The sequence below is a fragment of the Cellulomonas sp. P24 genome, assembly GCF_024704385.1.
In the GTDB taxonomy this organism is placed as follows: domain Bacteria; phylum Actinomycetota; class Actinomycetes; order Actinomycetales; family Cellulomonadaceae; genus JAJDFX01.
This window is the reverse complement of the sequence record NZ_JAJDFX010000002.1, coordinates 47,453-73,458: the sequence shown is the minus strand read 5'-3', so window position 1 is coordinate 73,458 and position 26,006 is coordinate 47,453. Positions and strand designations below refer to the sequence as shown.

24 protein-coding genes and 2 pseudogenes are annotated in these 26,006 nt (G+C 68.6%); 15 read left to right on the top strand and 11 right to left on the bottom strand.

The window, feature by feature from the left end; translation table 11 throughout:
* Positions 1 to 27 precede the first annotated feature (27 nt).
* The 7 genes and pseudogenes from LJB74_RS00495 to LJB74_RS00465 form a co-directional block, all read right to left on the bottom strand.
* Positions 28 to 213 (bottom strand): annotated as a pseudogene (locus tag LJB74_RS00495) (transposase); the annotation flags it as partial.
* A gap of 108 nt (positions 214 to 321) precedes the next feature.
* On the bottom strand, positions 322 to 1,500 hold the full coding sequence (locus LJB74_RS00490) for a site-specific integrase (protein ID WP_259306690.1): 1,179 nt from the start codon (positions 1,498 to 1,500) through the stop codon (positions 322 to 324).
* A gap of 566 nt (positions 1,501 to 2,066) precedes the next feature.
* A protein-coding gene (locus LJB74_RS00485) for an IS3 family transposase (protein ID WP_259306689.1) occupies positions 2,067 to 3,259 on the bottom strand; the annotation gives its coding sequence in 2 pieces (ribosomal slippage) (positions 2,067 to 2,978 and positions 2,981 to 3,259; 1,191 coding nt in all).
* 136 nt (positions 3,260 to 3,395) lie between these two features.
* Positions 3,396 to 3,821: a hypothetical protein gene (locus LJB74_RS00480; protein WP_259306688.1), complete on the bottom strand. Its 426-nt coding sequence runs from the start codon at positions 3,819 to 3,821 to the stop codon at positions 3,396 to 3,398.
* A gap of 98 nt (positions 3,822 to 3,919) precedes the next feature.
* Positions 3,920 to 4,642 (bottom strand): annotated as a pseudogene (locus tag LJB74_RS00475) (response regulator transcription factor); the annotation flags it as partial.
* A gap of 116 nt (positions 4,643 to 4,758) precedes the next feature.
* A complete protein-coding gene (locus LJB74_RS00470; protein ID WP_259306687.1) occupies positions 4,759 to 5,478 on the bottom strand; it encodes a PspA/IM30 family protein in 720 nt (239 codons plus the stop codon).
* Between the two features lie 71 nt (positions 5,479 to 5,549).
* Entirely contained in the window at positions 5,550 to 7,010 is a 1,461-nt protein-coding gene (locus LJB74_RS00465; protein WP_259306686.1) for a hypothetical protein, read from the bottom strand.
* A gap of 350 nt (positions 7,011 to 7,360) precedes the next feature.
* Between LJB74_RS00465 and LJB74_RS00460 the strand changes: the two genes are divergently transcribed.
* The 7 genes from LJB74_RS00460 (at position 7,361) to LJB74_RS00430 (ending at position 14,004) form a co-directional block, all read left to right on the top strand.
* Positions 7,361 to 7,606: a DUF2892 domain-containing protein gene (locus LJB74_RS00460; protein ID WP_259306685.1), complete on the top strand. Its 246-nt coding sequence runs from the start codon at positions 7,361 to 7,363 to the stop codon at positions 7,604 to 7,606.
* Positions 7,603 to 7,914, top strand: coding sequence for a hypothetical protein (locus tag LJB74_RS00455; RefSeq protein WP_259306684.1), 312 nt, complete (start codon positions 7,603 to 7,605; stop codon positions 7,912 to 7,914). Before LJB74_RS00460 ends, LJB74_RS00455 begins: the two co-directional genes overlap by 4 nt.
* Before the next feature lie 308 nt (positions 7,915 to 8,222).
* Positions 8,223 to 8,942: an SGNH/GDSL hydrolase family protein gene (locus LJB74_RS00450; RefSeq protein ID WP_259306683.1), complete on the top strand. Its 720-nt coding sequence runs from the start codon at positions 8,223 to 8,225 to the stop codon at positions 8,940 to 8,942.
* Positions 8,943 to 9,053: 111 nt separating this feature from the next.
* The gene (locus LJB74_RS00445) at positions 9,054 to 10,193 is read left to right on the top strand and encodes an ABC transporter permease (protein ID WP_259306682.1); all 1,140 of its coding nucleotides are present in this window, start codon (positions 9,054 to 9,056) and stop codon (positions 10,191 to 10,193) included.
* Positions 10,190 to 11,329: an ABC transporter permease gene (locus LJB74_RS00440; protein WP_259306681.1), complete on the top strand. Its 1,140-nt coding sequence runs from the start codon at positions 10,190 to 10,192 to the stop codon at positions 11,327 to 11,329. Before LJB74_RS00445 ends, LJB74_RS00440 begins: the two co-directional genes overlap by 4 nt.
* Before the next feature lie 5 nt (positions 11,330 to 11,334).
* A complete protein-coding gene (locus tag LJB74_RS00435; protein WP_259306680.1) occupies positions 11,335 to 12,180 on the top strand; it encodes an ATP-binding cassette domain-containing protein in 846 nt (281 codons plus the stop codon).
* Positions 12,181 to 12,414: 234 nt separating this feature from the next.
* On the top strand, positions 12,415 to 14,004 hold the full coding sequence (locus tag LJB74_RS00430) for a multicopper oxidase family protein (protein WP_259306679.1): 1,590 nt from the start codon (positions 12,415 to 12,417) through the stop codon (positions 14,002 to 14,004).
* 28 nt (positions 14,005 to 14,032) lie between these two features.
* Here LJB74_RS00430 and LJB74_RS00425 read toward each other — a convergent pair whose 3' ends face one another.
* Complete coding sequence (locus LJB74_RS00425) at positions 14,033 to 15,349, bottom strand: type II restriction endonuclease (protein WP_259306678.1); 1,317 nt, start codon at positions 15,347 to 15,349, stop codon at positions 14,033 to 14,035.
* A 196-nt stretch (positions 15,350 to 15,545) separates the two neighbouring features.
* On the opposite strand from LJB74_RS00425, the gene LJB74_RS00420 reads away from it, so the two are divergent.
* From LJB74_RS00420 to LJB74_RS00385, 8 genes are all read left to right on the top strand, one after another.
* Positions 15,546 to 16,871 carry a peptidoglycan DD-metalloendopeptidase family protein gene (locus LJB74_RS00420; protein WP_259306677.1) on the top strand — a complete coding sequence of 442 codons (1,326 nt, stop codon included), beginning with the start codon at positions 15,546 to 15,548 and terminating at the stop codon, positions 16,869 to 16,871.
* A gap of 21 nt (positions 16,872 to 16,892) precedes the next feature.
* Positions 16,893 to 17,501: a DUF305 domain-containing protein gene (locus tag LJB74_RS00415; RefSeq protein WP_259306676.1), complete on the top strand. Its 609-nt coding sequence runs from the start codon at positions 16,893 to 16,895 to the stop codon at positions 17,499 to 17,501.
* A 541-nt stretch (positions 17,502 to 18,042) separates the two neighbouring features.
* A complete protein-coding gene (locus LJB74_RS00410; protein WP_259306675.1) occupies positions 18,043 to 18,681 on the top strand; it encodes a DUF3105 domain-containing protein in 639 nt (212 codons plus the stop codon).
* A 203-nt stretch (positions 18,682 to 18,884) separates the two neighbouring features.
* Complete coding sequence (locus LJB74_RS00405) at positions 18,885 to 19,928, top strand: DMT family transporter (protein WP_259306674.1); 1,044 nt, start codon at positions 18,885 to 18,887, stop codon at positions 19,926 to 19,928.
* 218 nt (positions 19,929 to 20,146) lie between these two features.
* Positions 20,147 to 20,419: an SHOCT domain-containing protein gene (locus LJB74_RS00400; RefSeq protein WP_259306673.1), complete on the top strand. Its 273-nt coding sequence runs from the start codon at positions 20,147 to 20,149 to the stop codon at positions 20,417 to 20,419.
* Positions 20,419 to 21,042: a sulfocyanin-like copper-binding protein gene (locus LJB74_RS00395; protein ID WP_259306672.1), complete on the top strand. Its 624-nt coding sequence runs from the start codon at positions 20,419 to 20,421 to the stop codon at positions 21,040 to 21,042. Before LJB74_RS00400 ends, LJB74_RS00395 begins: the two co-directional genes overlap by 1 nt.
* A 144-nt stretch (positions 21,043 to 21,186) precedes the next feature.
* Positions 21,187 to 21,900, top strand: coding sequence for a response regulator transcription factor (locus LJB74_RS00390; RefSeq protein WP_310650778.1), 714 nt, complete (start codon positions 21,187 to 21,189; stop codon positions 21,898 to 21,900).
* Positions 21,869 to 23,056, top strand: coding sequence for a cell wall metabolism sensor histidine kinase WalK (locus LJB74_RS00385; RefSeq protein WP_259306670.1), 1,188 nt, complete (start codon positions 21,869 to 21,871; stop codon positions 23,054 to 23,056). The genes LJB74_RS00390 and LJB74_RS00385 overlap by 32 nt, the downstream gene beginning before the upstream one ends.
* A gap of 181 nt (positions 23,057 to 23,237) precedes the next feature.
* On the opposite strand, the gene LJB74_RS00380 is transcribed toward LJB74_RS00385, so the two are convergent.
* The 3 genes from LJB74_RS00380 to LJB74_RS00370 are packed head-to-tail and all read right to left on the bottom strand — an operon-like array spanning position 23,238 to position 25,990.
* Positions 23,238 to 23,573: a YnfA family protein gene (locus tag LJB74_RS00380; RefSeq protein ID WP_259306669.1), complete on the bottom strand. Its 336-nt coding sequence runs from the start codon at positions 23,571 to 23,573 to the stop codon at positions 23,238 to 23,240.
* A gap of 45 nt (positions 23,574 to 23,618) precedes the next feature.
* Positions 23,619 to 25,568 (bottom strand): cation-translocating P-type ATPase, encoded by a 1,950-nt coding sequence (locus LJB74_RS00375; RefSeq protein ID WP_259306668.1) that lies wholly within the window; start codon positions 25,566 to 25,568, stop codon positions 23,619 to 23,621.
* Entirely contained in the window at positions 25,565 to 25,990 is a 426-nt protein-coding gene (locus LJB74_RS00370; protein WP_259310239.1) for a helix-turn-helix transcriptional regulator, read from the bottom strand. Before LJB74_RS00370 ends, LJB74_RS00375 begins: the two co-directional genes overlap by 4 nt.
* Positions 25,991 to 26,006 lie beyond the last annotated feature (16 nt).

Sequence of the window (26,006 nt, the reverse complement as noted above, 5' to 3'; positions counted from 1 at the left end):
CCTACCCGAATACAGGGTTCTTCGGACTCAAGCGTGGTTGACCCTCCAGGGGCGGGTGCCGGAGGCGGCGAGCGGGATGCGTAGTCGGTAGTGGTCGAAGGTGCGGAAGCCGTCGGCTAGGCGCTGGGTCTTCTCGATGATGAGGTTGATGGCTTCGGTCCCGCCGTTGCTCAGGCCGGCGGTGTCGAAGTAGGCCAGGACTTGGGCCCGCCAGGCTCGTAGGTCTTGGAGCGGGAGTCGGGTCCAAGAGCCCTGTGAGTTCTAGGACCCGGGATTGATTCGAGTTTGCGCACCTTGTTCTGGCCCGGCGGCGTGGTGCTGTCACTCGGGCGTGCGCGTTCGGAGCCTCGCCAGCGCCGCCGCCGCTACGTGCGCCGCCACCAACTGCTGCGCCGGCATCATGTGGCTGTACCGCGAGTCCGTCGTGGCGTAGGTCTCGTGCCCCAGCCGCCGGGACAGGGTGAACATGTCCATCCCCTCGGCAAGCATCCAGCTCGCGTGGGTGTGCCGCAGGTCGTGGATCCGCGGCCGTTTCGTCAGACGCCTCGCGTCGAGGTCGGGCGCACCGTTCTCGTCGACGGGGTTCTGCGCCCGGAGGATCGCTGGCGTCCAGTTGGTCGCCCAGAAGGTGTTGTTGCGGATCGGGCGTCCCGCGAGGTTGACGAACACCAGGTCTGTCCCGCGCTTGCTCGCCGTGAGGTCGCGCAGCATCTCGGTGAGGTCGGGTGAGAGCGAGATCGTCCGCCGTGACCGGGCGGACTTCGGTGCTCCGATGTACGGCTGGCGGTCCCCGTCCTGCTTCCAGGCCTTGTTGATGCGGATGGTCGGCGGGTGGGCGTCCAGGGAGAGGTCCTCGACGTGCAGCGCGGTCGCCTCGCCGAAGCGCATGCCGGTCCCGACGAGCGTGATGATGAACGGCCGGTAGTGCTCGACCAGGTTGTCCAGGATGAGGTCGAGCTCCTCGGGCTCGAGGACCACCATGTCGTCGCCGGCCCGCTGGCTGCGGGGGAGTCGCACGGCCGCGCACGGGTTGTCCGCCCGGTACCCGAGGCGGACCGCGGTGTTCATCGACGCCGACAGCAGCCCGTGGATGTTGGCGATCGACTTGTGTGAGAGCCCCTTGGTCTGCAGCTCGCGGATCCACAGCGTCACCTGCTGCCACGTGAGCGCCTTGACCGGCAGGGCGCCGAGATGCGGAGTGATGTGGTCCCGCGCCCGGCCCCGGTACCCGGACCGCGTGTCCTCCCCGACGCGGTTGAGCAGATCGATGTGCTCGCGCACCACGTCCTCGACCGTCGGGCCGCCCTGGCGGATCGCGTTGGCCACTTCGATGGCGAGCGTGAGCCGCTGCCCGTTCGAATCGAGCAGCTTGATCGTCTGCTCGGCCTGGCGTCGATCATCGAACGTCATCGACTGCCGACCCGGCTGTGTGGGGTCGCGCCACACCACCCGGAAGGCCACGGTGCCGTCCCCGCGAACGCGCTTCTCGATGCTCGCCACCTCCCCATGGTGCATCTCATGGGGACACATTTGTCCCCACGTGGGGACAAGACTTGCGTTTGCGCAGGTCAGAAGGGTGCCCCGAGTGGGATTCGAACCGTCTTTCAGTGCTGCAGGGGTGCGGAACCGGACGTCTCCGTGTTCGCAGATTGTGCCTCTGACCAGGTTGTACGGTGGAACCTTGGGGCGTGGTAGTGAACGACGCGTATGGTGGCCTATTCCACGTTATTCCACGACGCTGGGCGGGGGGCATGCGCAGGCGCTCAGGTTTTGGCAGTGTCGAGCGGCTGGGCTCGGGTCGTTACCGGGCCAGATACACGGTGCCCGGCACTGACCCGCAGGTGTGGGTGAAGGCGCCGGAGACGTTCGCCCGGCGGGTGGATGCGGACGCGTGGTTGGCGCGTCAGCGCACCGCCCTGGAGGACCATGTGCTGCGTCCCGCGGTTCTGGCTCGGCGGATGGCACTGCAGGAGTACGCCGATGTGTGGCTGCGGGATCGGCGCAGCGCGTCAGGTCAGCCTCTTGGGACTGCCCCCGGTCTGGTTGACACTCGGGGTTGATGGTTCTCAGGCCGCGTCTGCGGCTGCGTAGATCATCTCAAACTCGACGGGGGTGAGCTTGCCCAGGGCGCGCTGTCGGCGGCGACGGTTGTACTTGGTCTCGATCCAGGTCACCATCGCCAGCCGGAGCTCCTGGCGGGTGTCCCAGCGGCGGGTGTCCAGGACGTTCTTCTGGAGCAGGGAGAAGAAGCTCTCCATGCTGGCGTTGTCGCCGGCTCCGTATGAGCGGCCCATCGAACCGACCAGGCCGTTGTTCGCGAGCAGGCGCTGGGTCTTCTTGGCGCGAAATTGACCGCCCCTGTCCGAGTGACAGATCGTTCTCACCGGTGAGCGCAGGGCGATCGCGTTCCGCATCGCTGAGACCGCCAGCGACGCCTTCATCCGCGAGTCGATGGAGTAGCCCACGATCTTGTTGGAGTACAGGTCCTTGATCGCGCAGATGTAGAGCTTGCCCTCGCGCGTGGGGTGCTCGGAGATATCCCACAACCAGACCTTGTTGGGAGCCTCGGCGACGAACTCGTGACGGACCACGCCGTGCTCGTCAACCACCGCGAGGAGGTCGTCATGCGGAGCGGGGCCGGTGGCACCTGGCTTGCTGGTCTTCTTCTTCGCATGAGAGGCGTAGATGCCGGCGATGCCACACAGCCGGTGCACGCGGTTCTCGCCCACGACGATGCCGTGCTCGTCGGCCAGCTCGTCGGTGAGGAACCTGTAGCCCAGCGTCGCATCGTCCTGATGGATCTCGTAAAGGACGTCGATGAGGTGGGCGTCGTCCCAGTCCCGTTGGGACACGGGGTTCTTGAGCCACTTGTAGTACCCCTGCGTCGTCAGACCCAGGACCCTGCACGCCACCGCGACCGGCACCCTGATGCGGGCGCCGGCCGCGGCCATCTCACGGACGAGAGGGAAGACTATTTTCCCGGCAAGTTGGCCTGCGACAGGTAGGCAGCAGCGCGCCGTAGGACCTCGTTCTCCTGCTCGAGCAGGCGGATCCTCTTGTTCGCCTCACGCAACTGCTTGCGCTCGTCTTCGCTCAGACCGGGACGCTTGCCGTCCTCGACATCGGCCTGCTTCATCCAGTTCGCCAGCGAGCCTTCGGAGACGCCGAAGTCCTTCGCGATCTGAGACAGCGGTGCCTGGCCCTTGCGGGCCACGGCCACGACGTCGTTGCGGAACTCCTGAGGATAGGGCTTTGCCACGGGGACATCCTTCCAGCGAGGACCAGATCCTCACAGATCAGGTGTCAACCAGACCCGGGGCAGTCCCGGGTTGTGATCGCCATGTCGCTTCTCCATCCTGCGTCGAACACTGCTTCCTGGAACGGGGCCGACGTCCTCAGGGCGCGTGATGCGAGGCGTGGTCGACCGGAGTGACGTCCGATCCCGCGCCTGGCGGCGAGCTGATGAGGGGACCGATCACGAAGGCGGAGAGCAGGAACATCGCCGTGAAGACGGCCAGAGCGATCGCAGGGGCCCACCAGTTGGCGAACCGTCGCCTCAGCTTGATGAGCATCGGCACGGACGCGAGGAGACCGAGGAAGCCGAAAAGCGCCGTGCCTCCTGCGCCCGCGACCAGTGCGGTTCCCACGAGCGGTCCGATGTGGTGAAGGACGTGCGGGGCCAGCCCGACGACACCGCCGACGGCTCCTGTGAAGACGGTCCAGGCCGTGCGGCGTCGTGGGGGCAGGGGGGCCTCGCGCTGCTCGTCATCTGCGAGCGCGGCGTCCAGAGCCGGGTGTGCCGTCGTGTCGTCAGTCGTCATGCTCGAATGGTGGTCGCGGGGTCGTGCCCAACCGCTTGAGAACGCATGAAGATTCGGCGAAGCAGTCCAGGGCTAGCCGACGGCCCCTCGTGCCGGTCTCAGGTCCGCTGCGACGGCACCTCTCGCAGTGTGTACCCGACGCCGCGCCGGGTCTGGATCAGCGTGGTGGCCGACGCTGGCCCGTCTGGGCTGGCGTCGAGCTTGCGCCGGAGGTACGAGATGTAGGTCTCCACGATGTTCGCGTCGCGACCCCAGTCGCTCTGCCAGACGTGGTTGAGGATTTGCGTCTTGGTCAGCACGCGTCCTGGGTTGAGCATGAGATATCGCAGCAGGTTGAACTCGGTGGGCGTCAGATCCACGGGATGCCCCGAGCGCGTCACGCCGTGGCTGTGTTCGTCGAGGCGAACATCGGCGTGCGTGAGGATGCTCGAGACAGTCTGTTCACTCGCCTGCGTGCGCCGCAGGACCGCGCGGATCCGAGCGACGACCTCGTCGACACGAAAGGGCTTGGTGATGTAGTCGTCGGCGCCCATCGTCAGGCCCGTGATCTTGTCCTGGGTGGCGTCTCGTGACGTGAGGAACACCACGGCGGCGTGCTCGCCTCTCGCACGCAGTCGCTGGAACAGGGCGAAACCGTCGGTGTCAGGGAGCATCACATCGAGGACCACCAGGTCCGGATCGACGTCTCGCGCAACTCTCAGGGCGCCCTCCCCGTTGGCGGCGACGTGCACGTCGAACCCGACCAGCCGGAGCGAGCGCACCAGCTCATGGACGTGGGGTTCGTCGTCGACGACGAGTAGACGGGCCTGCGGGGTGTTCGCCGCGACGGTCTCGTCACGCCTGGGTCTACCGACGGGTGAGTCTGGTGCGCTTGATCCATCCGACCCGGTGGGGGCAGGCTCGCTCGCCGACACCGGGACGGACGGACGGATCCCGTTCAGACCTGACCTGCCTTCAGCGCGGCCAGGCGTGCCTCGATCTCGCTGTGCTCGCTCGAGGTCGTGAGCTCGTCGAACTGCGCATCGAGCGAGGACGCAGCCACCTCGGCCTGGCCTGCGGCGTTGGCCTCCTCGCGGCGCACCGTCTCCTCGAAACGGGAGATCTCGCTTGTCGGGTCGAGGACGTTGATCGTCGACAGAGCCCCCTGAACTCGGGTCTGCGCTTCGGCGGTCTTGTGCCGGGCCACGAGGGCGTTGCGCCGTGTCTTGAGGTCGCCGAGCTTGTCCTTCATCGCGACCAGGCCATCCTTGAGCCGCTGGACGACGATGGTCTGCGAGGCGATGAGTGGTTCGGCGTCTGCCGCCTCTCGTTCGGCGGTCAGCTGCTTGCCGATCGCCAGCTTGGCGAGGCTGTCGAACTTGTCCGCGTCGATCGCGTTGCCCGCGGCGCGCAGCTGCTCGGCCTTGGACGACGCCGTTTGCGCCTTCTGGCCCCAGTCGGTGGCTGCGGCGAGGTCGGCAGCATGGTCCTGCTCGGCGAGTCGCAGGTTGCCGATGGTCTGAGCCACGGCGTCCTCTGCCTCAGCGATGTTGTTCGTGTAGTCCCGGATGAGCTGGTCGATCATCTTGCCCGGGTCCTCGGCGCGATCGACGAGCGCGTTGATGTTCGCCTTGGCGAGCTGGGTGATGCGTCCGAGAACGGTCTGCTTGTCTGCCATTGTCGTTCCTCTTCTTCGGTCGATGGGCTGAGCTGAACGTGATGTGTTGCCGGTGGGTGAGCCGGAGGAGGTCAACACCCTCCGCCGCCCCCGAAACCTCCGCCGAACCCGCGACCGCCCCCGCGCAGGAGCTGGTCGATGAGAATCCCCCCGAGCACCATCCCGACGGGATTGCCGAGCGAGTCGACGGCGGGCCGGCCGGTGTCTTGGCGTTGCCGCTGCTCGAAGTCGGCGACATCCTGTTGCGCGAGTACCTGGGCTGAGTCCACGAGGTGGCTGCCCTGGGTGGCTTCGGCGAGAGCGCGATCGGGGTCCGTGGTGGCGAGCTCCTGGGCCTGCTCGGTGTGCCGCGCGGCCTCGGACAAGCGGGTGCGGGCTTCTGGACCGACGGCTCCGCGACGACTGTCGATGTAGGCGCCGACGGCATCGATCTGCGCGCTGGCGTGAGCGATCATCTCGGCGAGCCGCTTGCGGACGTGTTCATCGTGCGCGGCGCGCGCTCGGAAGGGTGCCAGGCTCGCGCCGAACTCGGCCTGCGTTTGGGTCAGCGTGCGAAGCGTCCCGAGCGGGTCCCCGCCGGTGCGCTCCTGCTGGGCCCGCAGGATCGCTGCGGTCACGGCGGCAGCCTGCGCGTTCACGGCCGGATCTGAGGGCGCGAGCCGGGCAGCCTCGATCACGTCGCTGCTCAGGGAGGCGATGGTCTCCCCGAGCTGCCGACATGCAGCGGCGAGCGCGGCTTCGGCATGGTCGACGGCGTCCAGCAGACTGATCGCCTGCGCGAGCGCAGCCTCGCCGGACCGTGCGGCCCGAACTGCGGCCTCGCGGTCTCCGGTCGCCATCGCGGACCGACCTGCGGCCACGGTCGCTGCGATTCCGGCCATCAGCCGGTAGACCTGATCGGGGTTGCCGCTGACCGTCGCGAGTGCCGTCGCGGGATAGGAAGCCGACAGGCCCTCCAGAGCCGTGCGCGCCGCGGGTATGCGCCGCGAGATGTCTGCGGCACGCTGGGCGACCTCATCCAGGAGCTCGGGTGCACGTGACTGGAGGTCACGGAGCGCGTCGAACTCGTGCGTGTGCGAGTCAAGGTCAAGACCGACCTGCTTGCAGGTCCGGATGATCTCGGCGGCCATCGCGCGAGCCTGGGGCTCCGTCTCGGGGAAGGCGTCGTCGAGCTGTTGGCGGATCGCGAAGGCACGTGCCACCGACGTCTTGGCGGCGTCCAAGGCTTTCCCGAAGGTGGCCGTCGCCTCGAGCCCGAACTGCGCCTCGGCGAAACCCAGCTCCTGCTCCGAGGTCTTCACCGCGTCGTCGATCGCGACCAGAGCCGCGCTTGCCCGCGTGTTGAGCGACGCGGTCGTGAACGCGGCGAACTCATCCGCAGGGAGCCCGGAGGCTCCTGCGGATGCCGCACCGCGACGCCGTCTGACGGACTGCCGCCAGGACCACACGAGCGCGACCAGGACGGCCACGACCACGGACACCACGATGACCGTGACGAGGGGCACGCTCGTCGCACCGGTTCCTCTGGGCATTCTTGCTCGCACTCCTGGGCTTGGATCTCACGGGGCCAAGCCTCAACACTCGTCGACCGTCATGAGGATCGCCCGGAGGAACGACGAAGATCCGACTAAGCCTCTCGGCCGCAGCGAGCCGGACGTGCGGCGCGTTGTTCGTCCGGATGCGACCCACCGAACGAATCTGAGACTCACCTGCATCTGCGGTGCGGAGCAGGTCCCGACGGATCTGTGCGGAGGCGCGATGCGCCTCGGGCTTCAGAGCATCTTCATCGAAGGGAAAGCGCGTCTGCACGTGCGTCGGCCACGCTGAATGGGAAGGACGACCTGCGGTCCACGGCGGCGCCGGGGTCCACCAGCGAGAGGTGATGAGCACCATGTTGACAGTCAACATTGCCCCGATCGAGCGGGTCGGTCGCATCGTGATCGGCCTGCTCGGAGTCGCCGGGGGAACTCTTCTGGTGTCCGGGGCCGGGTCGGCGGTCGCGGTCGTGCTTGAGCTGCTCCTCATTCTGGCCGGCCTCGATCTGGTCGTGACGGGAGCCACCGGACACTGCCCGCTGTACAAGAAGTTGGGCCACGTGCCCGCCTCATTGAGGGCGGCGAAGTCATGAGCGAACGGCGGCCAGACATGGGCCAGGAGGGCCGACTTCAGCCGCCATCCTCGCCTCGGGCGAAGGTCGCGCCGCTGCATCAGCATGATGGTCGCGAACCGGATTCGGACGAGGGCCTCGAGACGAGCCGCCGCGAACATGGCGGGCACCGGCTGATGATGATCGCGTGCTGCATCCCGATGCTGGTCATCGTGGGCATCCTCGTCGGAACGGGTGCGGCGGGATCTGGGGCCATCCTGTTCGCCCTGATCTGTCTCGGCGCGATGGCCCTGATGATGTTCGCGATGCCGGGTCGGCACAACCATTGACGCATCCCCCTCAGGGGTCGGCAATCGCGCTCCGTGACGTCGGCAATGTTCATGGTGACGCCCCGCTTGGCGGCCGGTGGCCGGAGCCCGGCACAAAGAGGGAATGACTGAAGAAGGGAATGAGGATGGCGGTGCGGCGTGGGTCGTGGGGAGGCATGCTCGCACTCATGGTCGCCCTTGTGACAGTCATGGGTGGCCAGGCCAGGGGTGTGCGCCGGCGCTACGGGCGGTCGCCCCGGGGCGTGCCTGACATCGACGTGACCGTCCTGCCGACCGGAGGAGCTCTCCGTGGCCTTACCCCGGTGGAGATGTCGGCGTTCGGCGACTCCGCGATGGCGGGCGTCCGAGTCGACGAGGTGGAAGATGCGTTGCCGGTGCAGCTCGCCCAGCGGGTGGCCGACGGCGCGGGTCGTCCGGTGCACGTCGTGTGCCATGCGCGCTCGGGCGCCCTGACGCGTGACGTGCTCGATCGTCAGCTGCCGTTGGCCTCGCGCACCACGGCCGTCTCGGTGCTCGTGGTGGGTACCAATGACGTCATCCACCTGACTCAGCCCGCGCGCCTTGCGCGTCACTCGGGTGAGCTCCTCGACGCCCTCGTGGGTCTGGGGGCCCCGGTGGTGATGTCGAGCCTGCCGGAGTTCCGCGCGATGCGAGCCCTGCCCCACCCCTTGCGGAGTGCGGTGCACGGCTACGGCAGGCTGATCACCGGTGCACAGAGGCGCGCTGCTGCACGGCGCCCGTCTGTGCGCCTTGTCGACGTGAGCGCTGCCGTCGGTCGGGAGTTCGTCCACGATCCGAGCACGATGAGTGCCGACTCCTTTCATCCGTCGGCCACCGGCTACGGGCGGATCGCGGATGCCCTGGCGCCGACCGTGCTCGCAATCCTCCGCGATGCTCAGCAGTCGGGCAGCGCGGAGGATGTCGGCACGGATTCGGCCGCCACCGGCCAGAGCAATTCGGCCGCAAGGTGTCTTCAGGAGATCTTCATCGCATATTCGCGGGATCGATCCCATGCACGCAGATCCTGATTATCGGGAGATGCCGGGTCGGGTGTTGGGTGTCGGGCGTTGGAGACGATGATGGTCGTGACTGGGTGTCGCGCGCGGGGACAAGGACGAGCCTGAGAGTCGGTGGTCATCGTGGTCATCACAGATCAGGCCGGTCGCCGGCCATCCGCGCGGCGGTCGGTCCAGGTCGGCGGACGACTGTTGATCGCGCGCCCGGTCCGACTGCTCGCGGGTGCCTTGGGAATCGGGCTCGCCTTGATGATGATCCTCGTGCTCGACGGGCTCTGGACGGGTGTCAGGGAGCGGGTGACGACGTTCGAAGACCACTCCGGAGCGCAGCTGGCCGTCGTCGCCCCGGGCGTCCAGAGCCTGTTTGCTGAACCGAGTGTGATGTCGACCTCCGTCGTGGACAAGGTCGCGGCGATCCTCGGCGTATCCAGGGTGAGCGCGGTTCGCACGACCTACTCGATCCTCGAACTGCATGCCGGCAAGGCGGCTGTGGCGCTCGTGGGCTTCACGCCAGGCGGCCTCGGGGCCCCCTGGGACCTGACCGCCGGGCGGCTCCCAGGTGACGGGGAGGTCGTGGTGGACAGCCTCTTTGCGGACAAGCACGGCCTCGTTGTCGGCAGCGAGCTCCCCGTCCTCGGTGATGACCTGCCGATCGTCGGACTGACCGGGGGAACCGCGATGTTCATGACGCCGCTGGTGTTCACCACCGACGCCACGCTTGCGGGGCTGCTGCGCGCACCCGGCACGACGGGCGCGGTCCTGGTCGCTACTCCGGATCCGGGCGCTGTGGCGGATCGGTTGCGGACGGCGGGGTACAGCGTGCGCACGATCACCGACCTGCGCGAAGCCTCGTTGGCGATTGCGACCCGGATCTACGGCGGACCGGTGCGGCTGATGGTCGGTGTCGCGTTCGCCGCCGGGGTCCTGATCGTCGCGCTGGTGGCCTACACGCTGGTGGCCGAGCATCGTCGCGACTTCGGCGTGCTCAAGGCGCTGGGCGCCACACCGGGGCGGTTGCGCCGGCTGGCCCTGATGCAGACCATGTCCCTGACCGCCCTGGGGGCTGGCGCGGCAGTGGTGCTGCTCCTCGTCGCCCGGCTCGTCATCGGCGCCTGGCGGCCGGAGTTCCCCGTCTCGGTCACGGGTGGGTCCCTGACCCGCGCCGCCCTGGTCGCGGTCGGTATGGCCGCGCTTGCCGCCTGGGTTCCGGCACGTCAGGTCACACGGCTTGATGCTGCGGCTGCGTTCCGGAGTCAGACATGATCCACCCTCCGATGTCGATGAGGCCGGGTCGTGTGCCGCTGGGGCGGCGGGTGCTGTTCGGAGACGTGCGCCAAGGCGCGCTGACTGTCGCCGGCGTCGCTGCAGCCCTGCTGCTCGTCCTCGTCCTCGACGCCGTGCTCGCCGGCGCTCTCGAGCGGGTCACGTACTACTTGCGCACCTCGCCGGCCGATGTCTTCGTCTCGCAGGGCGGCGTGCGCACCATGCACATGAGCGCATCTACGTTGCCCGCCGACACCGCGCGCCTTGCGGCGGCCGTGCGCGGCGCGGCGTGGGCGGCCCCGATCGCGTTCACCTCCGGAGCCCTGGGTAGCCCGTCGGGACGCCAGCTGACCTATCTGGTCGGGTACGACACGTCTTCGGGCCGCGGTGGACCCCTGACCTTGGAGGCGGGGGTACCGCCCGGTCGCGGCGAAGCCGTGCTCGACGAGCTGGTCGCCGACGACCTCGGCCTGCCGATCGGGTCCGACGCCACCGTGCTCGGAACGCCTCTGAAGGTCGCCGGCCTCACCAGCAGCGGGACGAGCATCACCAACACGACAGTGTTCGTCTCACTGGACCAGTTCGCCGAGATGCGCGGCGCGACCGTGTCGTACGTGCTGGTCGGCGCCGTCGACGGGACCTCGGCCACGCAGCTCGCCGCGCAAGTCGCCGCGGCTCTGCCCGGCACTACGGTGCAGACCCGCGCCCAGTTCGTGGCGGCCGAGTCCAGCATCGTCAGCAGCATGAGCGCCGACGTGCTCGTCCTGATGAACCTGATCGGCCTGCTCATCGCACTGGCCGTCGTCGCCCTCGGGCTTCTGACCTCCACACTGGCCAGGCTGCGCGACTACGCAGTCCTCAAGGCCGTCGGGGCACGGACCTGGGAGCTCGTCGGCACCGTGGCCAGCCAGGTGCTGTGGACCGTCGGACTCGCGTTGGTCCTGGCGACCGGGCTCGCACTGGTGCTGGCGCGGCTGGTCCCGGTCCTCGCGCCCACCGTCCTGCTGTCCGTCACGCCGGAGAGCGTCCTGACCACGGGCCTCGGTGCCCTCGCGGCGGGTCTGATCGCCGCCCTGCTACCGCTGCTGCGCCTGACTCGCGTCGACGCCGCCACCGCCTTCCGGGAGCGACAATGACCACTGTGCCCACGACAGGACCCGGCACCGGAGCGGTGCCTCTGATGTCGGTGCGTGCTCTGACGCGTGACTACCAGACTGGCCCCACCGTCGTGCACGCCGTGCGTGCCGTTGACCTGGAGGTGAGTGCGGGGGAGGTGCTGCTCATCATGGGCCCGAGCGGGTCAGGCAAGACGACGCTGCTGCTCATGCTCGGCGCACTCCTGCACCCCACCTCCGGGACCATCGCCGTGACCGCTCGGGACGGCACCAGCATCGACATCACCAGCGCGGACGAACGACACCTCCCTGGGCTGCGCGCCCGCACCTTCGGGTTCGTCTTCCAGGACTACGCTCTCATCGGCGCCCTCAGCGCCGCGGAGAACATCGCTGTTGCGTGCAACTTCGCCGGCGTCGTCGGACGTGCCGCCTCCGATCGGGCCTCGAGCCTGCTGACCCGCGTGGGCCTGGAAAGTAGAGCGGGATTCCGGCCGGCCCAGCTGTCCGGCGGCGAGCAGCAGAGGGTTGCCGTCGCCCGGGCGCTAGCGAACGACCCCCGCGTCCTGCTCGCCGACGAGCCGACCGCCAACCTGGACGCTGCCCACGGCCGCGACCTGGCACGGCTACTGCGAGCCCTGGCCGACGAGGACGGCCGTGCTGTCGTGATCGTCAGCCACGACACCAGGCTGCGGGAGGTCGCCGACCGGGTGCTCTGGCTAGAGGACGGCACTCTGCGTGAGATCGCCGCACTGGCCGTTGACCCGGTCTGCGGGATGAGCGTCGAACGCACCGGACCGCACCTGGAATCCCATGGCGTGACCTACTGGTTCTGCTCGCAGGGTTGTCGAGGTGAGTTCGCGGCGACTCTCTGAGAGGTGCCGCTAGCAGGGACCCAGACCTCGAACACCGCATGGCTCCGCTGGAGACAGCGCCGGTACCGGGCCGTCGGGGACATCAGCGACTCATGAGCGCAGGCTTCAGCGAATCTTCATAGATGCTTCGTAGGACCTTAGTCCCGGCTGCGTAGGTTTCACGGAGCCGCACAGCGCCAGCACACGGGTGCGCGCGACATTCCGATGCGTTCCTTCCGTTCTCTGGAGTCCGACTTGGCCTCGACACCCCGCCCGTCCCCGCTCCAGCCCACCAAGGGGCTCGATCGCCGCCGATTCCTGCAGCTCGGAGCGGCTGGCGTCGTCGTCGTGGGAGCCGGCGCCTTTGCTGGTGTGCGACTCCTCGGCGGGCCGCAACCCGTCGGCCCCACCAACGCGATCGTCGCGGCGACCGAGGCAGCGCGGCACTCCACGGGGAACATCGTTCGGCGTGAGCTCCGGGCTGCTCCGACTACGATCGACCTCGCCGGCAGGACCGTGCAGACGTGGGCGTTCGACGGCACAGTGCCAGGCCCCGAGCTGCGAGTGAAAGCCGGGGACGAGCTCAGGATCCGCCTGAGCAATGCTCTGCCAGCCCCCACCAGCGTCCACTGGCACGGGATTGCCCTGCGCAACGACATGGACGGTGTCCCGGGGATCACCCAGGACGCTGTGGCAGCCGGCAGCACCTTCGACTACAGGTTCGTCGCTCCGCACCCAGGGACCTACTGGTTCCACCCCCACGTGGGCGTCCAGCTCGACACAGGGCTCCAGGCTCCCCTCATCGTCGAGGATCCCGACGAGCCCGGACAGTACGACGAGGAAGTCGTCCTGGTGCTGGACGACTGGACCGACGGCTGGGGCGACTCGCCGGACCAGATCCTCGCGCGGATGAAGCGAGATGGCATGACGATGTCGGGCTCGTCGATGGCGGGTACGGCGATGGACGGCATGGATATGGGAGGAACGAACACCGGCTCGATGTCCATGTCGGACAGCATGCCCTCCGTAGATCGCCCACTCGGTGCAGACACCGGCGACGTCGCCTATCCGGTGCACCTCATCAACGGCCGGCCCCCGCAAGACCCCTTCGTCATCAGCACCACTCCGGGTCGGCGGATCCGGCTGCGGATCATCAACGCGGGCAGCGACACCGCCTACCGGTTCGCCGTTGGAGGTCACCGCCTCACCGTGACCCACACCGATGGCTTCCCCGTGGACCCCCTCGAGGTCGACACTCTGATCCTCGGCATGGGCGAGCGCTACGACATTGTGATCACAACCGGCGACGGAGCCTTCCCCATCGTGGCGGTCCCCGAGGGCAAAGCTGCCGCACCGGCTGCGGCCATCCTGCGAACCGCCTCCGCTCCTGCGCCGCCAGCGGACGCCCTCCCGACGGAGCTCCACGGTCGCCTCCTGGCCTACGCCGATCTCACGCCGAGAGCGTCAGGGGCGCTCGAGTCGCGGGCACCCGACCGCGAGCTCGAGCTCAACCTGCAGATGGTCAACGGCGGGCGGCAGTGGTTCATCAACGGCACGCCGTTCGGCGATCACGATGCGCTGCAGGTCCGGGCCGACGAGCGCGTCCGGCTGGTCATGACCAACGCCTCCATGATGTTCCACCCCATGCATCTCCACGGGCACACGTTCGCGCTCGTTGGCGCGAACGGTCGCCCGGGGATCCGCAAGGACACCGTCAACGTGTTGCCGATGGGCAAGCTCGCCGTCGACCTGCAGGCAGACAACCCAGGTCAGTGGGCTCTGCACTGCCACAACACCTACCACGCCGAGCTCGGCATGATGACGGTCCTGTCCTACGTTGCATGAGCCCAGGAGAGTTGCGGACGGGCCGCACTCACCACAGCGAGCGTGCCATCGTCTCGATGGGGCGCAGGCCCTGGCCGAATCTTGCCGCTGAGAGCCGGTGCTGTTCGAGCTCGCTGTAGGGCAGGTACTTCACCTTCAGGTCGGCGACCCGGGCAAACGCCGGCCTGCGCAGCTGGGCACGGACCTCTTCCTGCCGCGAGTCCGGCGCGACCAGGTAGAGCGCACTGACGCTGCCGGACTCTGTGGACATGGCGAGATCAAGCATGCGGACGATCCCCGAATAGATGGATGTCGTGTGCTCGACCTCGAACGCGGCAGCCACCGAGCTTTCTGCACGGGTCAACCACAGCACGTCGATCAGCCCGATGGCGTCCGCCGCCCGACTCGCGGTCACCACCGGAGGTAAGTCGGTGAGGGCCCCGTCTGCGAGCCGCCCGCCGGCGTATGGGCGATTGCGGTCGTTGCTCGCGATCCACACGTCGAAACCCAGGGCCAGACCCAGATCGCGCAGCCACCCCTGGATCTGAGTGTGCGTCAGGTCCTGCTCGTCTGCGCCCGCGGGCCCGGGCGTCGCCGCGGCTCGCCGAAGTCTTTCGTCAAGCTCGGCATGCCATTGAGCGCGGCTCGTCCTTGTGTCCGACTCAACCGCTGGCGGCACCACATAGCGGCCGCTTCCCAGGTCGAACAGGAACCCGGCGATCGCCCCGAGGTCATTCGAGAGCAGGTTTCGAAACTGCTCGTTGATGGCGAGCAGTCCAGAGCGCATCCGGAGGTACTCGTCCCACTTGCCCAGCTTGATCCGGGCGCCAGTCAGCGCGTTGTAGCCGTTCACAATCGCAGTGTTGACGGGTGGCAGCAGCGTCGGGTGCAGGAAATACAACAGATTCGCCGCCGCGGGCCCCATCCCCTTGACACCCACACCTGCGAAGGCGCGCACGGCGGCCACGAGCTGTGCATCGGTCGTGCAGCATCGGCAAGTCTCGAGCATCCGTCCGAACGCGAGCTGATTGGTCCGGTCCTCGTAGATGTCGGGGATCCGCAGCTTCGGCTTCCACAGGAAGGCGTGGTCAGCGCCGCGAAAGATCTGCCGCTGCTCAGCCACTCCGCGGACGACGGTCTCGAGAGACGACCCGTGGTACGCAGTGCCGAAAACACCGTCTTCGATCTCGGCACTGACCTGCTGGATCCCGCGGCGCAACGAGCGGAAGTTCTTGAGCCTCTGGTCCCACAGGAACCACGTCCGGTACGTGCCGCCCGGGTCGTCGCGCCAGCGCTCCAGAAGTTCCTGGATGGCTGTCAGGTCGAATGGCAACGGGCGGGAGTCATCAACGGCTGGCGCGCTCACACCGTCATTGTGCCGTCTCGGTCGCGACGGTCGCAGACGGACGCCCCCGTGACCTTCACCGAAGTCACATCGAATCCGAAGGGGTCCTTAGTCCGCGACTCCGAACATGGATTTGCGCGGGCCACGGCGCGCGGTGAGCGTGTCCGATCCTCAAAGAACGGCAGGTGCGCGCGTGCGAGGTCGCCGACTGGTGGCGGTGAGCTCCCTCGTGGCGCTGCTGTCTGGGCTGACGGCCCTTTCTGCCCCGGCGTTCGCGGGCAGCTACGACGACCAGCGGCGCGACGCGGAGCGCCGGGCCGCAGCTGCTGATCAGCGGGCAGCGAGAGCACGGGACTCGGTCGAGGGGCTGAGTGTCGAGATCGGCCAAGCCGTGCTCGCTGTCGAGGCCACTCAGGCTCGCCTGCCTGCCGCGCAGGCGGAGCTGGCTGCCGCCCGAGTGGAGTCCGAGCGTTCGCAACGCGAGTCGGCTCTGCTCGCGAGCAGGCTCCAGGACGCCCGGTCGCAGCAGGCGAGCATCACCGAGACGCTGACGGCCGACGAGACGCGGCGCACGAGGATCCGCGCCGCCGTTGTGCAGGTCGCTCGGCGGGCGTACAAGGGTCAAACGGGGCCGACCCGCCTCGGCGTCGTGATGGGGGCGACGAACACTCAGGACTTCATCGGCCAGTACGGCCTCGTGACGACTGCACTCCGAACGCAGACGAAGACCCTGGACGCACTGCGGCAGGTGGAGGCGACCAACCGCAACAACAAGGCGCGGTTGTCCGCAGTGGAGAACAAGGTCACCGTGCTTCAGGCCGAGGCGGACCAGAAGGTCGTCGAGGCTGAAGCCGCGCGCGAGGCGGCAGCTGCTCGCGAAGCCGAGATCGGGAGGCTGATCGCCGACCAGAGCGCGCAAGAGCAGACCCTCGTCCGGATGAAGGGGCAGGCCGAGGTCGAGCAGGCCGCATCGGAGGCCGAGAGCAACGCGATCGCCGCGGAGCTCGCGGGCATCATCGCCCAGCAGCGCGCCGCGGCGGAAGCCGCTCGGGCCGCAGCGGCCGCCGCTGCGGCTGCGGCGGGCAAGAAGGCCCCGCCGCCGCTCCAGCGGCCGTCCGGAACCGTCTCCGGAGCGTTGTTCGGCAACCCGACGGCCACCAGCCCCATCACCGTGACCAGCGAGTACGGCATGCGGCTGCAACCGGTCCTCGGCATCTGGCGGCTGCACGCAGGCATCGACCTGCGCGCGCGTTGCGAGACGCCGATCTACGCGGGCCGCGGCGGGACCGTTCTCAGCACACGGGTTCTCGGCGGCGACGGGAACCGGATCACGCTCGACCACGGGTTCATCGACGGGAACTCCGTCATTACGGCGTACAACCACCTGTCGCGGTACGCAGTCGTGCCCGGGCAGAAGGTGGTCCAGGGCGAGCTGATCGGATACGCGGGCGACACTGGTGGAGTGTCGACCGGATGCCACCTGGACTTCCAGGTCTATGTCAACGCGAGCACCGTCAACCCACGGGCCTACCTCGGTCTCTGACCGTCGATTGGATGGAGCACGGTGATCACCACCCGCACGCGATATGTCGCAGCCCTGGGGACCGCGACGCTTCTTGCGATCCTGACTGCCTGCTCGGCATCGGAACCCAAGGCGACGCCCACAGGGCAGCCGGCTGAGATTTCGGCATCGGCGAGCATGCTCGAGGCGCACAATGACGCCGACGTCGAATTCGCCCAGATGGTCATCGTTCACAGTGGCGCTCTGGCGATCGCGCGGCTTGCGGCGGAACGATCAAGCGACCCGGACACCCAGCGGCTAGCCGAGTCGATCCTGACGGCGCGCGCCGCGGAGTTCGACGCCATGACCTCCTGGCTCCAAGCGTGGGGCGCCGAGGTTCCGGAGATCGGCTCGATACCAGCGCGCGATCGCGACGCCTCGATGCCAGGGCTGGTCACGGCCCAGCAGGTGGCCGATCTCGAAGACGCCTCGGGTCTCGCGTTCGATCGCCAGTTCCTGTCCCTGATGATCGAGCACCACACCAGCTCGATCGATCGGGCCGACGTGGAAGCAAGGAGCGGCGAGAGCATTCTGGCTCGGCACTTCGCGGCGACGATCACCAGTGACCAGGGTGCCGAGCTCGCCGAGATGAAGTCGATACTGAGCCACTGACTCGGGGGAAGACAGCGGGGCGAGGTGCGATCGTGCACTTGCGGTGTGCGGCGCTCACTGGCCGGCTCGCTGGTATGCGTCCCGAGGCAACCGTTCCGAGTGTTGGGGAGATTCACAGGAGCACGCGCGCCTCGCGGACGACAGATCGCGCGGCCGGGGTGGCGGCCCTGCACTGCCACAACACGTACCACGCTGCGCTCGGCATGATGACGGTCCTGTCCCACGTCGCATGAGGCGGCCGCGTCGCTGCGGTGGACGAAGATCGCCCGCGACGGTTGGTGCTCGACCCAGTCGACGCACGCCATCGTCACGGCTCCGCGAGTAGACGTACCGCCACACCGCCAGGCGCGGGTCATCGATTGACGCGGATCGGCCGACATTGCTGCGCCCGAGCCGACGGGGACTTGATGGAATCTTCATCGACTTCGACTCGAGACTTCATATAGTCGGTAGAGGGTGGTGGATGCCCGCGTCTGTGTCGGGGTCGGGCAAGGGTGCAGCGAGTCTTGCCTAGACAGGCCATCTGAATCTGAGGAGCCACGTGAGCAAGCGCGAGAACCAGGCGAACGACCGTGCGGCTGTGTTGGCTGCCCTGCGTACCGAACAGAAGCGTCAGGAGCGACGCAGGACCTTGCTGGTCACAGCCGTCGTTGTCGTCCTCGTCCTGGTCCTGGGCGGGATCACGGCAGCTGTGCTCCTTCGCCAGCAGGCACGCAACTCCACGATCGCCGAAGCCGCTAGCACCCCGATCGCCGGGGTCAAGGAGTACCCGAACCTGGCGCGCAACCACGTGGAGGGGGCTGTGACGTACCCAGAGACGCCGCCCGTCGGCGGTGACCACTCGGAGACGTTGACGAACTGTGCGGTCTACACGACGCCTGTGAAGAACGAGTACGCGGTGCACTCTCTGGAGCATGGTGCGGTCTGGGTGACCTACAGCCCCGACCTTCCCGCGGACCAGGTGGCGATCCTTACCGGCGTGATTGGCAAGAACCCTTACGGCCTGCTGAGCCCGTTCCCCGGGCTGAGCTCACCGGTGGTCGCGAGCGCGTGGGGCTTGCAGCTGACCATGACGAGCGCGTCTGACCCTCGGTTGCCGGCGTTCGTCGCGAAGTACGCGAACGGTCCCCAGACCCCTGAGCCCGGCGCTGCGTGCTCTGGCGGTGTCGGCGCCAGCTGACCCGCCGGGGTGAGCCGGGGGACGTTTGCGTTCGGTTCTTCGTCGTCGAGGGAACTGAAGGCGCAGTCGTGGAAGTATCTGCGCATGCACGCAGATAGCAAGCCAACTCGTCGGTCAGCAAGTCACCGCCATGGCAACGTCGTCGCCATGCTCGCCGGCGCAGCCCGCGTGCCGGGCGTCCGGGCGTGGGGTGATGGCGAGTGATGCTGGCCAGTCTTCGCAACCGGGGCGTGCAGGCCGCACTGGTCTCGGCGGCGCTGTTCGGCGCCGGGACGCCGTTGGCAAAAGTCCTTCTCGGTGACGTCAGCCCATGGCTGCTGGCGGGGTTGCTCTACTGCGGCTCGGGGCTCGGGCTCGGCCTGATCCGCGTGGTCCGTCGCTCACCACGGGTGCGGTTGGCGCGCGGCGAGCTGCTGCCACTTGCAGGTGCGGTCTTCTTCGGAGGGCTCCTCGGGCCGGTCCTGCTGATGCTGGGCCTGTCGAACACGCCGGCGTCGGGGGCGTCGCTGCTGCTCAACGCCGAGGGCGTGTTCACCGCGCTCCTCGCATGGTTCGTGTTCAAGGAGAACGTCGATCGCCGCGTCGCGCTCGGAATGCTCGCGATCGTCGGCGGTGCCATCGTTCTGTCCGTGCCCACCGGCGTGAGCTTCGGCAGCCCGTGGCCGTCGCTCGCGATCCTCGGCGCATGCCTGTCCTGGGGCCTGGACAACAACCTGACCCGGAAGGTCGCGCTCACGGACGCGACCTGGCTCGCAACGGTCAAAGGCGCGGTCGCCGGACCAGTGAACCTTGTCCTCGCGTTCGCCCTCGGTGCCCAGCTCCCCGCTGCCAAGAGCATCGTCGCGGCCCTGGGCGTGGGGTTCTTCGCCTACGGCGTCAGCCTCGTTCTCTTAATCGTCGCGATGCGCCATGTCGGCACCGCTCGCGCCGCCGCGTACTTCTCCGTCGCCCCGTTCTTCGGTGCCCTCCTGGCGATTGCGCTCGGCGACAGCCTGACGTGGCCCATGGGCGCGGCGGGAGCTTTCATGGCCGCCGGAGTCTGGTTGCACCTCACCGAGCGCCACGAGCACGAGCACACCCACGACGCGATCACCCATGAGCACTCGCACACCCACGACGCCGAGCACCAGCACGCCCACGCCCAGCCCGTGCCGGCAGGAACCTGGCACTCCCACGCGCACACCCACCCCGCGATCGAGCACACCCACGAGCACTACCCCGACCTGCGGCACCGCCACCCTCACTGACCCTGCGCCGGTGCGCTCAGGTGCGTGACGCCGTAGCGAGTCGTTGATCCGTCCCCATCGACGTCCCGCTGTCCGGCGACGGCATGAGAATCGTCACGATGGCTCCCGAGAGCCTCGTGATCTTTGCGGGAACTTCATCGTTCCTCGGGGGCTTCCTCGTATCGCAGCGAGACGCTGGTGGCATACCGAGGTCAGGCACACGAGCGAAGGAGACGGACATGATGGGTTGGTATGGCGGCGGCATGGGTGGCGGCGCGTGGATCTTCATGGGGCTGTTCTGGATCATCCTGATCGCAGCGATCATCTGGCTGCTGGTCCGACTGCTCCCGTCGAGCTCACACTCCGGCGCGACGACGCCGGCGCCGCACCAGGTGGCAGGCCAGGAGTCCGCGCTCGACATTCTCGACCGTCGGTTCGCGTCGGGTGAGCTTGACCTCGAGACCTACCAGGCGCAGCGCGCGGCGCTGTTCGCCGCCCGTGGTGGCCGATGATGGCGACGACGGTCAGGCGGGGCTGGCTCATCGCGGCGCTGACCGTCGCGGTCGCGGTCTTGCTCGGCTCCGTGCTGGCGGCCTCGGCGTGGGCCGGTGCCTTCGGTCCAGGCGTCGCGGCCACCACCAGGACACGGCTCGGCGCTGCCGGTTCCGGGTTTCTCCCCGGCGCATCTCAGGCAGTTCCGGATCTGCCAGGAGCTGTTGTGAATGTGTCCCTGACCAGCATGGGGGGACCCATGATGGGTGGCGCCATGATGGGCGGCCGCAACCACATGAGCGGCGGTGTCATGCGCCTGAGCCTTGACCACGCAACCGTGCCCGCGGGGACCGTTTCCTTCGTGGCGACCAACTTCGGCAGCATCGATCACGAGTTGGTCGTGCTCCCGCTGGGAGACAACCAGAAGGCGGGCATGCGTCCGATCGGTGCCAACTCCAAGATCAGCGAGGAGGGCACCCTCGGAGAGGCGTCCGCGAGCGGCGCCCAGGGTGCTGGCGACGGTATCCGCCCCGGTTCGTCCGGGTGGGTCACGCTGACTCTGGCGCCCGGGCGATATGAGCTGGTCTGCAACCTTCCCGGTCACTACGGCGCGGGGATGTCTACCGAGCTGACGGTGTCCTGACCTCCTCGCCCACGGACGATGGGCGATGGGCGAGGAGAGGGGTCCCGGGAGCACGAGGCTCGCTACCAAGGATTCGACGAAGCGGGAGAGGCCTGGAACATGGCGACACGTGAGGGGTCCACGTCTGACGCGGACCCCTCGCCTGTGCCACGTGTCAGGGCGTTGGTGGTCGATGACGAGCCGGCGTTGGTCCGGGTCGTGGCGGCGTATCTCGAGCGCGAAGGCTTCGACGTCACGACTGCCGCCGAAGGGCACGAGGCCCTGCGCCTCGCGCGAGAAATCACGCCCGACGTCGTCGTGCTCGACTGGATGATGCCGGGGATCGACGGGATCGAGGTCTGCCGTCAGCTGCGCACGTTCAGTGACGCGTACGTCATCATGCTCACCGCGCGCACCGAGGAGATCGACACCCTCGTCGGGCTGTCCGTCGGGGCCGACGACTACATGTCCAAACCCTTCTCCGCGCGGGTGCTCGTCGCCCGGATCCGTTCAATGATGCGCCGCCCCCGGACCGCGCCCGCCGTCGCAGGGACAGCCGCGCCCGCAGACGCTGAACCGCTGCGCCGATTCGGAGACCTGGCGATCGACCCCGAGGCCCGCGAGGTGTGGCTCGGCGACAAGCTGGTCGCTCTGACGCCGATCGAATTCGATCTCCTGGAGGTCCTGTCCTCACGTCCGGGTATGGCGTTCAGTCGCGCCCGACTGATCGAGCGGGTCTGGGGGCCGAGCTGGTTCGGTGACGAGCGAATTGTGGACATCCACCTCGGACACGTCCGCCACAAGCTGGGCGACGACGTCGCCGCACCTCGGTACGTCCGCACGGTGCGTGGCGTCGGCTACCGGATCGGACTCGGATGAAGACCCCACGTCGCAGACGCGCCCCCTCGGCTTCGTCTGGCGCCTCGCGGCGTCCCTCGGGCTCGTTGTGCTCTCTGGCGGCGCGACCCTCCTGGGCGTCGCGCTGGTCATCGCGCCTGCGATCTTTCAGTCCCACCTGCGGATGGCCATGGGGTCCGGGATCGAACAGGGCGTGCAGACCCACGTCAACGAGGCATTCGCCAATGCCGTCTTCGTCTCGCTGGGCGTCGCCATGCCGGTCGCCATTCTGACCGCGGCCGTGGTCACGTGGATCGTGGCCCGACGCCTGGCAGGATCCGTGGCCGCCGTCGCGGTGGCGGCCGACCGGATCGCTCGAGGAAACCTGGATGCCCGTGTCGAGGCGCCGGCGATCGGCCCTGAGTTCACCCAGCTCGCGGACTCCTTCAACGCGATGGCCGCCCGCCTTGCCGAGACCGAGACCACGCGCCGTCGCCTGATCGGTGACCTCGCCCACGAGCTGCGCACGCCCCTGGCGTCGCTCGATGCGACAGTCGAGGCCGTCGTGGACGGCGTCCTGCCCGCCGACGATGCCACGATGGCCACGTTGAGAGAGCAGACGCTGCGACTCCAGCACCTCGTGGCCGACATGGGCGCCGTCTCACGAGCCGAAGAACGCCAGCTCGACCTGCACCCCCAGCCCGTAGACCTCGCGGGGCTCGCTACAGAAGCAGTAGTAGCGGCCCGCGCCCGGTACACCGCCGCTGGAAGGCGGCTGGACATCGAGGCCGCCGGCCGCGCGCCGATCGTCCAGGTCGACCGCCAAAGGCTCGGCGAAACCCTCGCGAACCTGCTCGACAACGCGCTTCGCCACACACCCGCTGGTGGCACGGTGCGCGTGGTCGTCGACGCAGAACCCACCGGCGCCACGCTGAAGGTCATCGACACGGGCGAAGGGTTCGACCCTTCGAACGCCGAACGGCTCTTCGAGAGGTTCTACCGGGCCGACACGTCCCGAACTCGTACCACGGCGGGCAGCGGCATCGGCCTGACGATCGCGCGCGCGATCGTCCAAGCCCATGGTGGAACCCTGACCGCCTCGAGCAAAGGCCCAGGAACTGGCGCCACCTTCCGGATTCACTTCCCCGCGCCCTCAACCGCCCGCAATCGCGAGCACCGCAGGTCAATGCCTCGCTGACGGCCGGGCCTTGGGCGTCAAGCCGCCGAGGGCAGGCCTGCGCGCGTGCCAGCCTGGCCGTGGCACGGGGTCGTCACGACGCAGCCCGCAAGTCAGCCTTCGCGATGCGGTAGGGCACCTCGCCGGCGCCGCGCACGGCGGCGCCGTCTGGGATCGAGCGGCCTCTCGGCGGGGAGGACGGTCAGGCCTCACGGGGGGCGTACATGATGACCGCGACCCCAGCGAGGCAGACAGCCGCGCCGATGATGTCGTAGCGGTCGGGCCGAAATCCGTCGACCACCATTCCCCAGGTCAGTGAACCGGCCACGAACACACCGCCGTAGGCGGCCAGGATGCGGCCGAAGTTGGCGTCGGCCTGCAGCGTCGCGACGAAGCCGTACAGACCGAGCGCGATCACCCCGGCGCCGACCCACAGCAGGCCGCGGTGTTCACGCACTCCCTGCCATACGAGCCATGCGCCACCGATCTCGGCGATCGCGGCCAGGATGAACAGGGCGACGGACCTGGCGATCAGCATGGCCGAGAGCCTAGGCGCGGGAGGCCGTCGGTGACCTAGCAGCAGCTATCGGGCCATGGCCTGCTGCGGACTGGACGTGCTGGTCGCGGGACTGGTGGTGTGCAGGTTCGTGGTGCGTCCTGCGCGCACGCCGTTGGCGATGACGACGACCTCGGCGAGTTCGTGGATCAGGACGACGGCGGCCAGCCCGAGCACCCCGGCCACCGCCAGCGGGATCAGGATCGCGATCAGGGTGAGCGACAGCCCGACGTTCTGGAGCATGATGCGCCGGGCCCGCCGGGCGTGGGCGAATGCTTGGGGCAGGGCGCGCAGGTCCGTGCCCATCAGGGCGACGTCTGCGGTCTCCAGTGCGACGTCGGAGCCCATGGCGCCCATCGCGATGCCGAGGTCGGCGGTGGCCAGGGCGGGGGCGTCGTTGACGCCGTCACCGACCATCGCTGTGGGGGTCTTCGTGCGCAGTGCGGCGACCAGGGTGGACTTGTCCTCTGGGCGCAGTTCGGCGTGGACGTCGGTGATGCCGGCCTGGGCGGCCACGGCGTGGGCCGTTGCGGCGTTGTCGCCGGTGAGCATCGTGACGGTGTAGCCCTGGCGGTGCAGCTCGGCGACAACCGCGTGCGCTTCGGGACGCAGCTCGTCGCGGACCGCGATCGCGCCGACGACCGTCCCGTCTTCCTCGACGAGGACGGCGGTGGCCCCGGCTTCCTGCATCTGCTGCACCTGGTGGACCAGGTACCCGGCGGTGATCCAGCCGGGTCGGCCCAGCCGTACCGGCCGGCCCTCGACGTTGCCGATCAGGCCGGCGCCGGGGACCGCCTGGACGTCAGCGGCGTCGGGCACCGTGTCGACAGCGGAGAGGATCGCCCGGGCAAGGGGGTGCTCGCTGCGCGCCTCAAGGGCGGCCGCGACGGCGAGGACGTGCTCGCGGGTGTGGCCCGCGGTGGTGGCGACGGCGACGACGGTGGGGGTGTTGGCTGTCAGGGTGCCGGTCTTGTCCAGGGCGATGATGCGGATGGCGCCGAGCGCCTCGAGGGCGGCGCCGCCCTTGATCAGCACACCGAATCGGCTGGCGGCCCCGATGGCGGAGACGACCGAGACCGGCACCGAGATGGCCAGGGCGCACGGGGACGCGGCTACCAGCACGACCAGCGCCCGTTGGATCCATAGTCCCGGGTCCCCGAGCAGGGAGCCGATGACCGCGATGAGGGTGGCGACGATCATGATGGCGGGCACGAGGGGCTTGGCGACCCGGTCGGCGAGGCGCTGGGTGGCGCCCTTGCGCGACTGCTCGGCCTCGACGATGTGCACGATGCGGGCCAGGGAGTTGTTCTCGGAGGTGGTGGTGACCTCGACCTCGAGAGCTCCGGTGCCGTTGATGGATCCCGCGTACACCGGGGTGCCGGGTCCTGCCTCGACGGGGATCGACTCACCGGTGATGGCCGAGACGTCCAGGGTGGTGCGACCGACGCGGATGGCGCCGTCGGTGGCGAGCCGTTCCCCGGGCTTGACGAGCATCGTGTCGCCTACAGCGAGGTCGGCCGGGTCGATGACCCGCTCGATCCCGGCCCGTCGAACCGTGGCCTTGTCGGGTACCAGGGACAGCAGGGCGCGCAGGCCGCCGCGGGTCTTGGCCAGGGAGTACTCCTCCAGGCCCTCGCTCAGGGAGTACAGGAAGGCGAGCGTGGCGGCTTCGGCGAACTCACCGAGGATCACTGCTCCGACGGCGGCGATCGTCATCAGGGTGCCGACGCCGATCTTGCCCCGGGCCAGCTTCTGCATGGTCTCTGGTACGAAGGTGCTCGCCCCGACCATCAGGGCGGCGACGTTCAGTCCCAGCGCCCACCCGTCCTGACCGCCCAGCCCGAGCAGGAAGGCGGCCAACAGGAGTGTGCCCGCGACGAGACCGGCGCGGATCTCCCTGACACCCCAGATGCTGGTGACGTCGTTGTCGTCGACCTCCGCGGCGGCGGTCTGATCGGCGCAGCAGGCGTCGCTCATCGGACGCTCTCCTCGTGCGTGGCCGCGGCCATCGATGTCTGGCCGCCGGTTCGGCCCAGACCGTAGGTGGGGCACAGCTCGACCGCGTGCCCGGTCGCGTCCAGCAGCCGCTCGGCCGCCGCGAGGACGTCGAGAAGCTCCGGGGCTGTTGTCAGGAAGAACATCGACGCCCGACCCTGCGGGCGCGAGTCGACCAGACCACACTCCTTCAGGCATGCGAGGTGCGCGCTCACCGTGCTCTGCGCGAGACCGATATGCTCGGTCAGGTCCCGCACCCGGTGCTCACCGTGGGTCAGATGCTGCAGGACGGCCAGACGCGTCGGGTCGGACAAGGAATGGAACAGCGCAGCGGCCGGTGCCAGCGCCAGCACTCCGCCCGCAGGAAGGGTCGGTGGACTTGGTGGGGATCCGTCGTCCGGCATCGACATGCGGCGATAA

Excerpts from the sequence above, each read along its gene's own strand:
- LJB74_RS00380 (WP_259306669.1), bottom strand. The coding sequence starts at position 23,573 with ATGCTGATCGCCAGGTCCGTCGCCCTGTTCATCCTGGCCGCGATCGCC.
- LJB74_RS00405 (WP_259306674.1), top strand. The coding sequence starts at position 18,885 with ATGCTGGCCAGTCTTCGCAACCGGGGCGTGCAGGCCGCACTGGTCTCG.
- LJB74_RS00450 (WP_259306683.1), top strand. The coding sequence starts at position 8,223 with ATGTCGGCGTTCGGCGACTCCGCGATGGCGGGCGTCCGAGTCGACGAG.
- LJB74_RS00460 (WP_259306685.1), top strand. The coding sequence starts at position 7,361 with ATGAGCACCATGTTGACAGTCAACATTGCCCCGATCGAGCGGGTCGGT.
- LJB74_RS00400 (WP_259306673.1), top strand. The coding sequence starts at position 20,147 with ATGATGGGTTGGTATGGCGGCGGCATGGGTGGCGGCGCGTGGATCTTC.
- LJB74_RS00480 (WP_259306688.1), bottom strand. The coding sequence starts at position 3,821 with ATGACGACTGACGACACGACGGCACACCCGGCTCTGGACGCCGCGCTC.
- LJB74_RS00465 (WP_259306686.1), bottom strand. The coding sequence starts at position 7,010 with ATGCCCAGAGGAACCGGTGCGACGAGCGTGCCCCTCGTCACGGTCATC.
- LJB74_RS00395 (WP_259306672.1), top strand. The coding sequence starts at position 20,419 with ATGGCGACGACGGTCAGGCGGGGCTGGCTCATCGCGGCGCTGACCGTC.
- LJB74_RS00440 (WP_259306681.1), top strand. The coding sequence starts at position 10,190 with ATGATCCACCCTCCGATGTCGATGAGGCCGGGTCGTGTGCCGCTGGGG.
- LJB74_RS00470 (WP_259306687.1), bottom strand. The coding sequence starts at position 5,478 with ATGGCAGACAAGCAGACCGTTCTCGGACGCATCACCCAGCTCGCCAAG.
- LJB74_RS00370 (WP_259310239.1), bottom strand. The coding sequence starts at position 25,990 with ATGCCGGACGACGGATCCCCACCAAGTCCACCGACCCTTCCTGCGGGC.
- LJB74_RS00455 (WP_259306684.1), top strand. The coding sequence starts at position 7,603 with ATGAGCGAACGGCGGCCAGACATGGGCCAGGAGGGCCGACTTCAGCCG.
- LJB74_RS00375 (WP_259306668.1), bottom strand. The coding sequence starts at position 25,568 with ATGAGCGACGCCTGCTGCGCCGATCAGACCGCCGCCGCGGAGGTCGAC.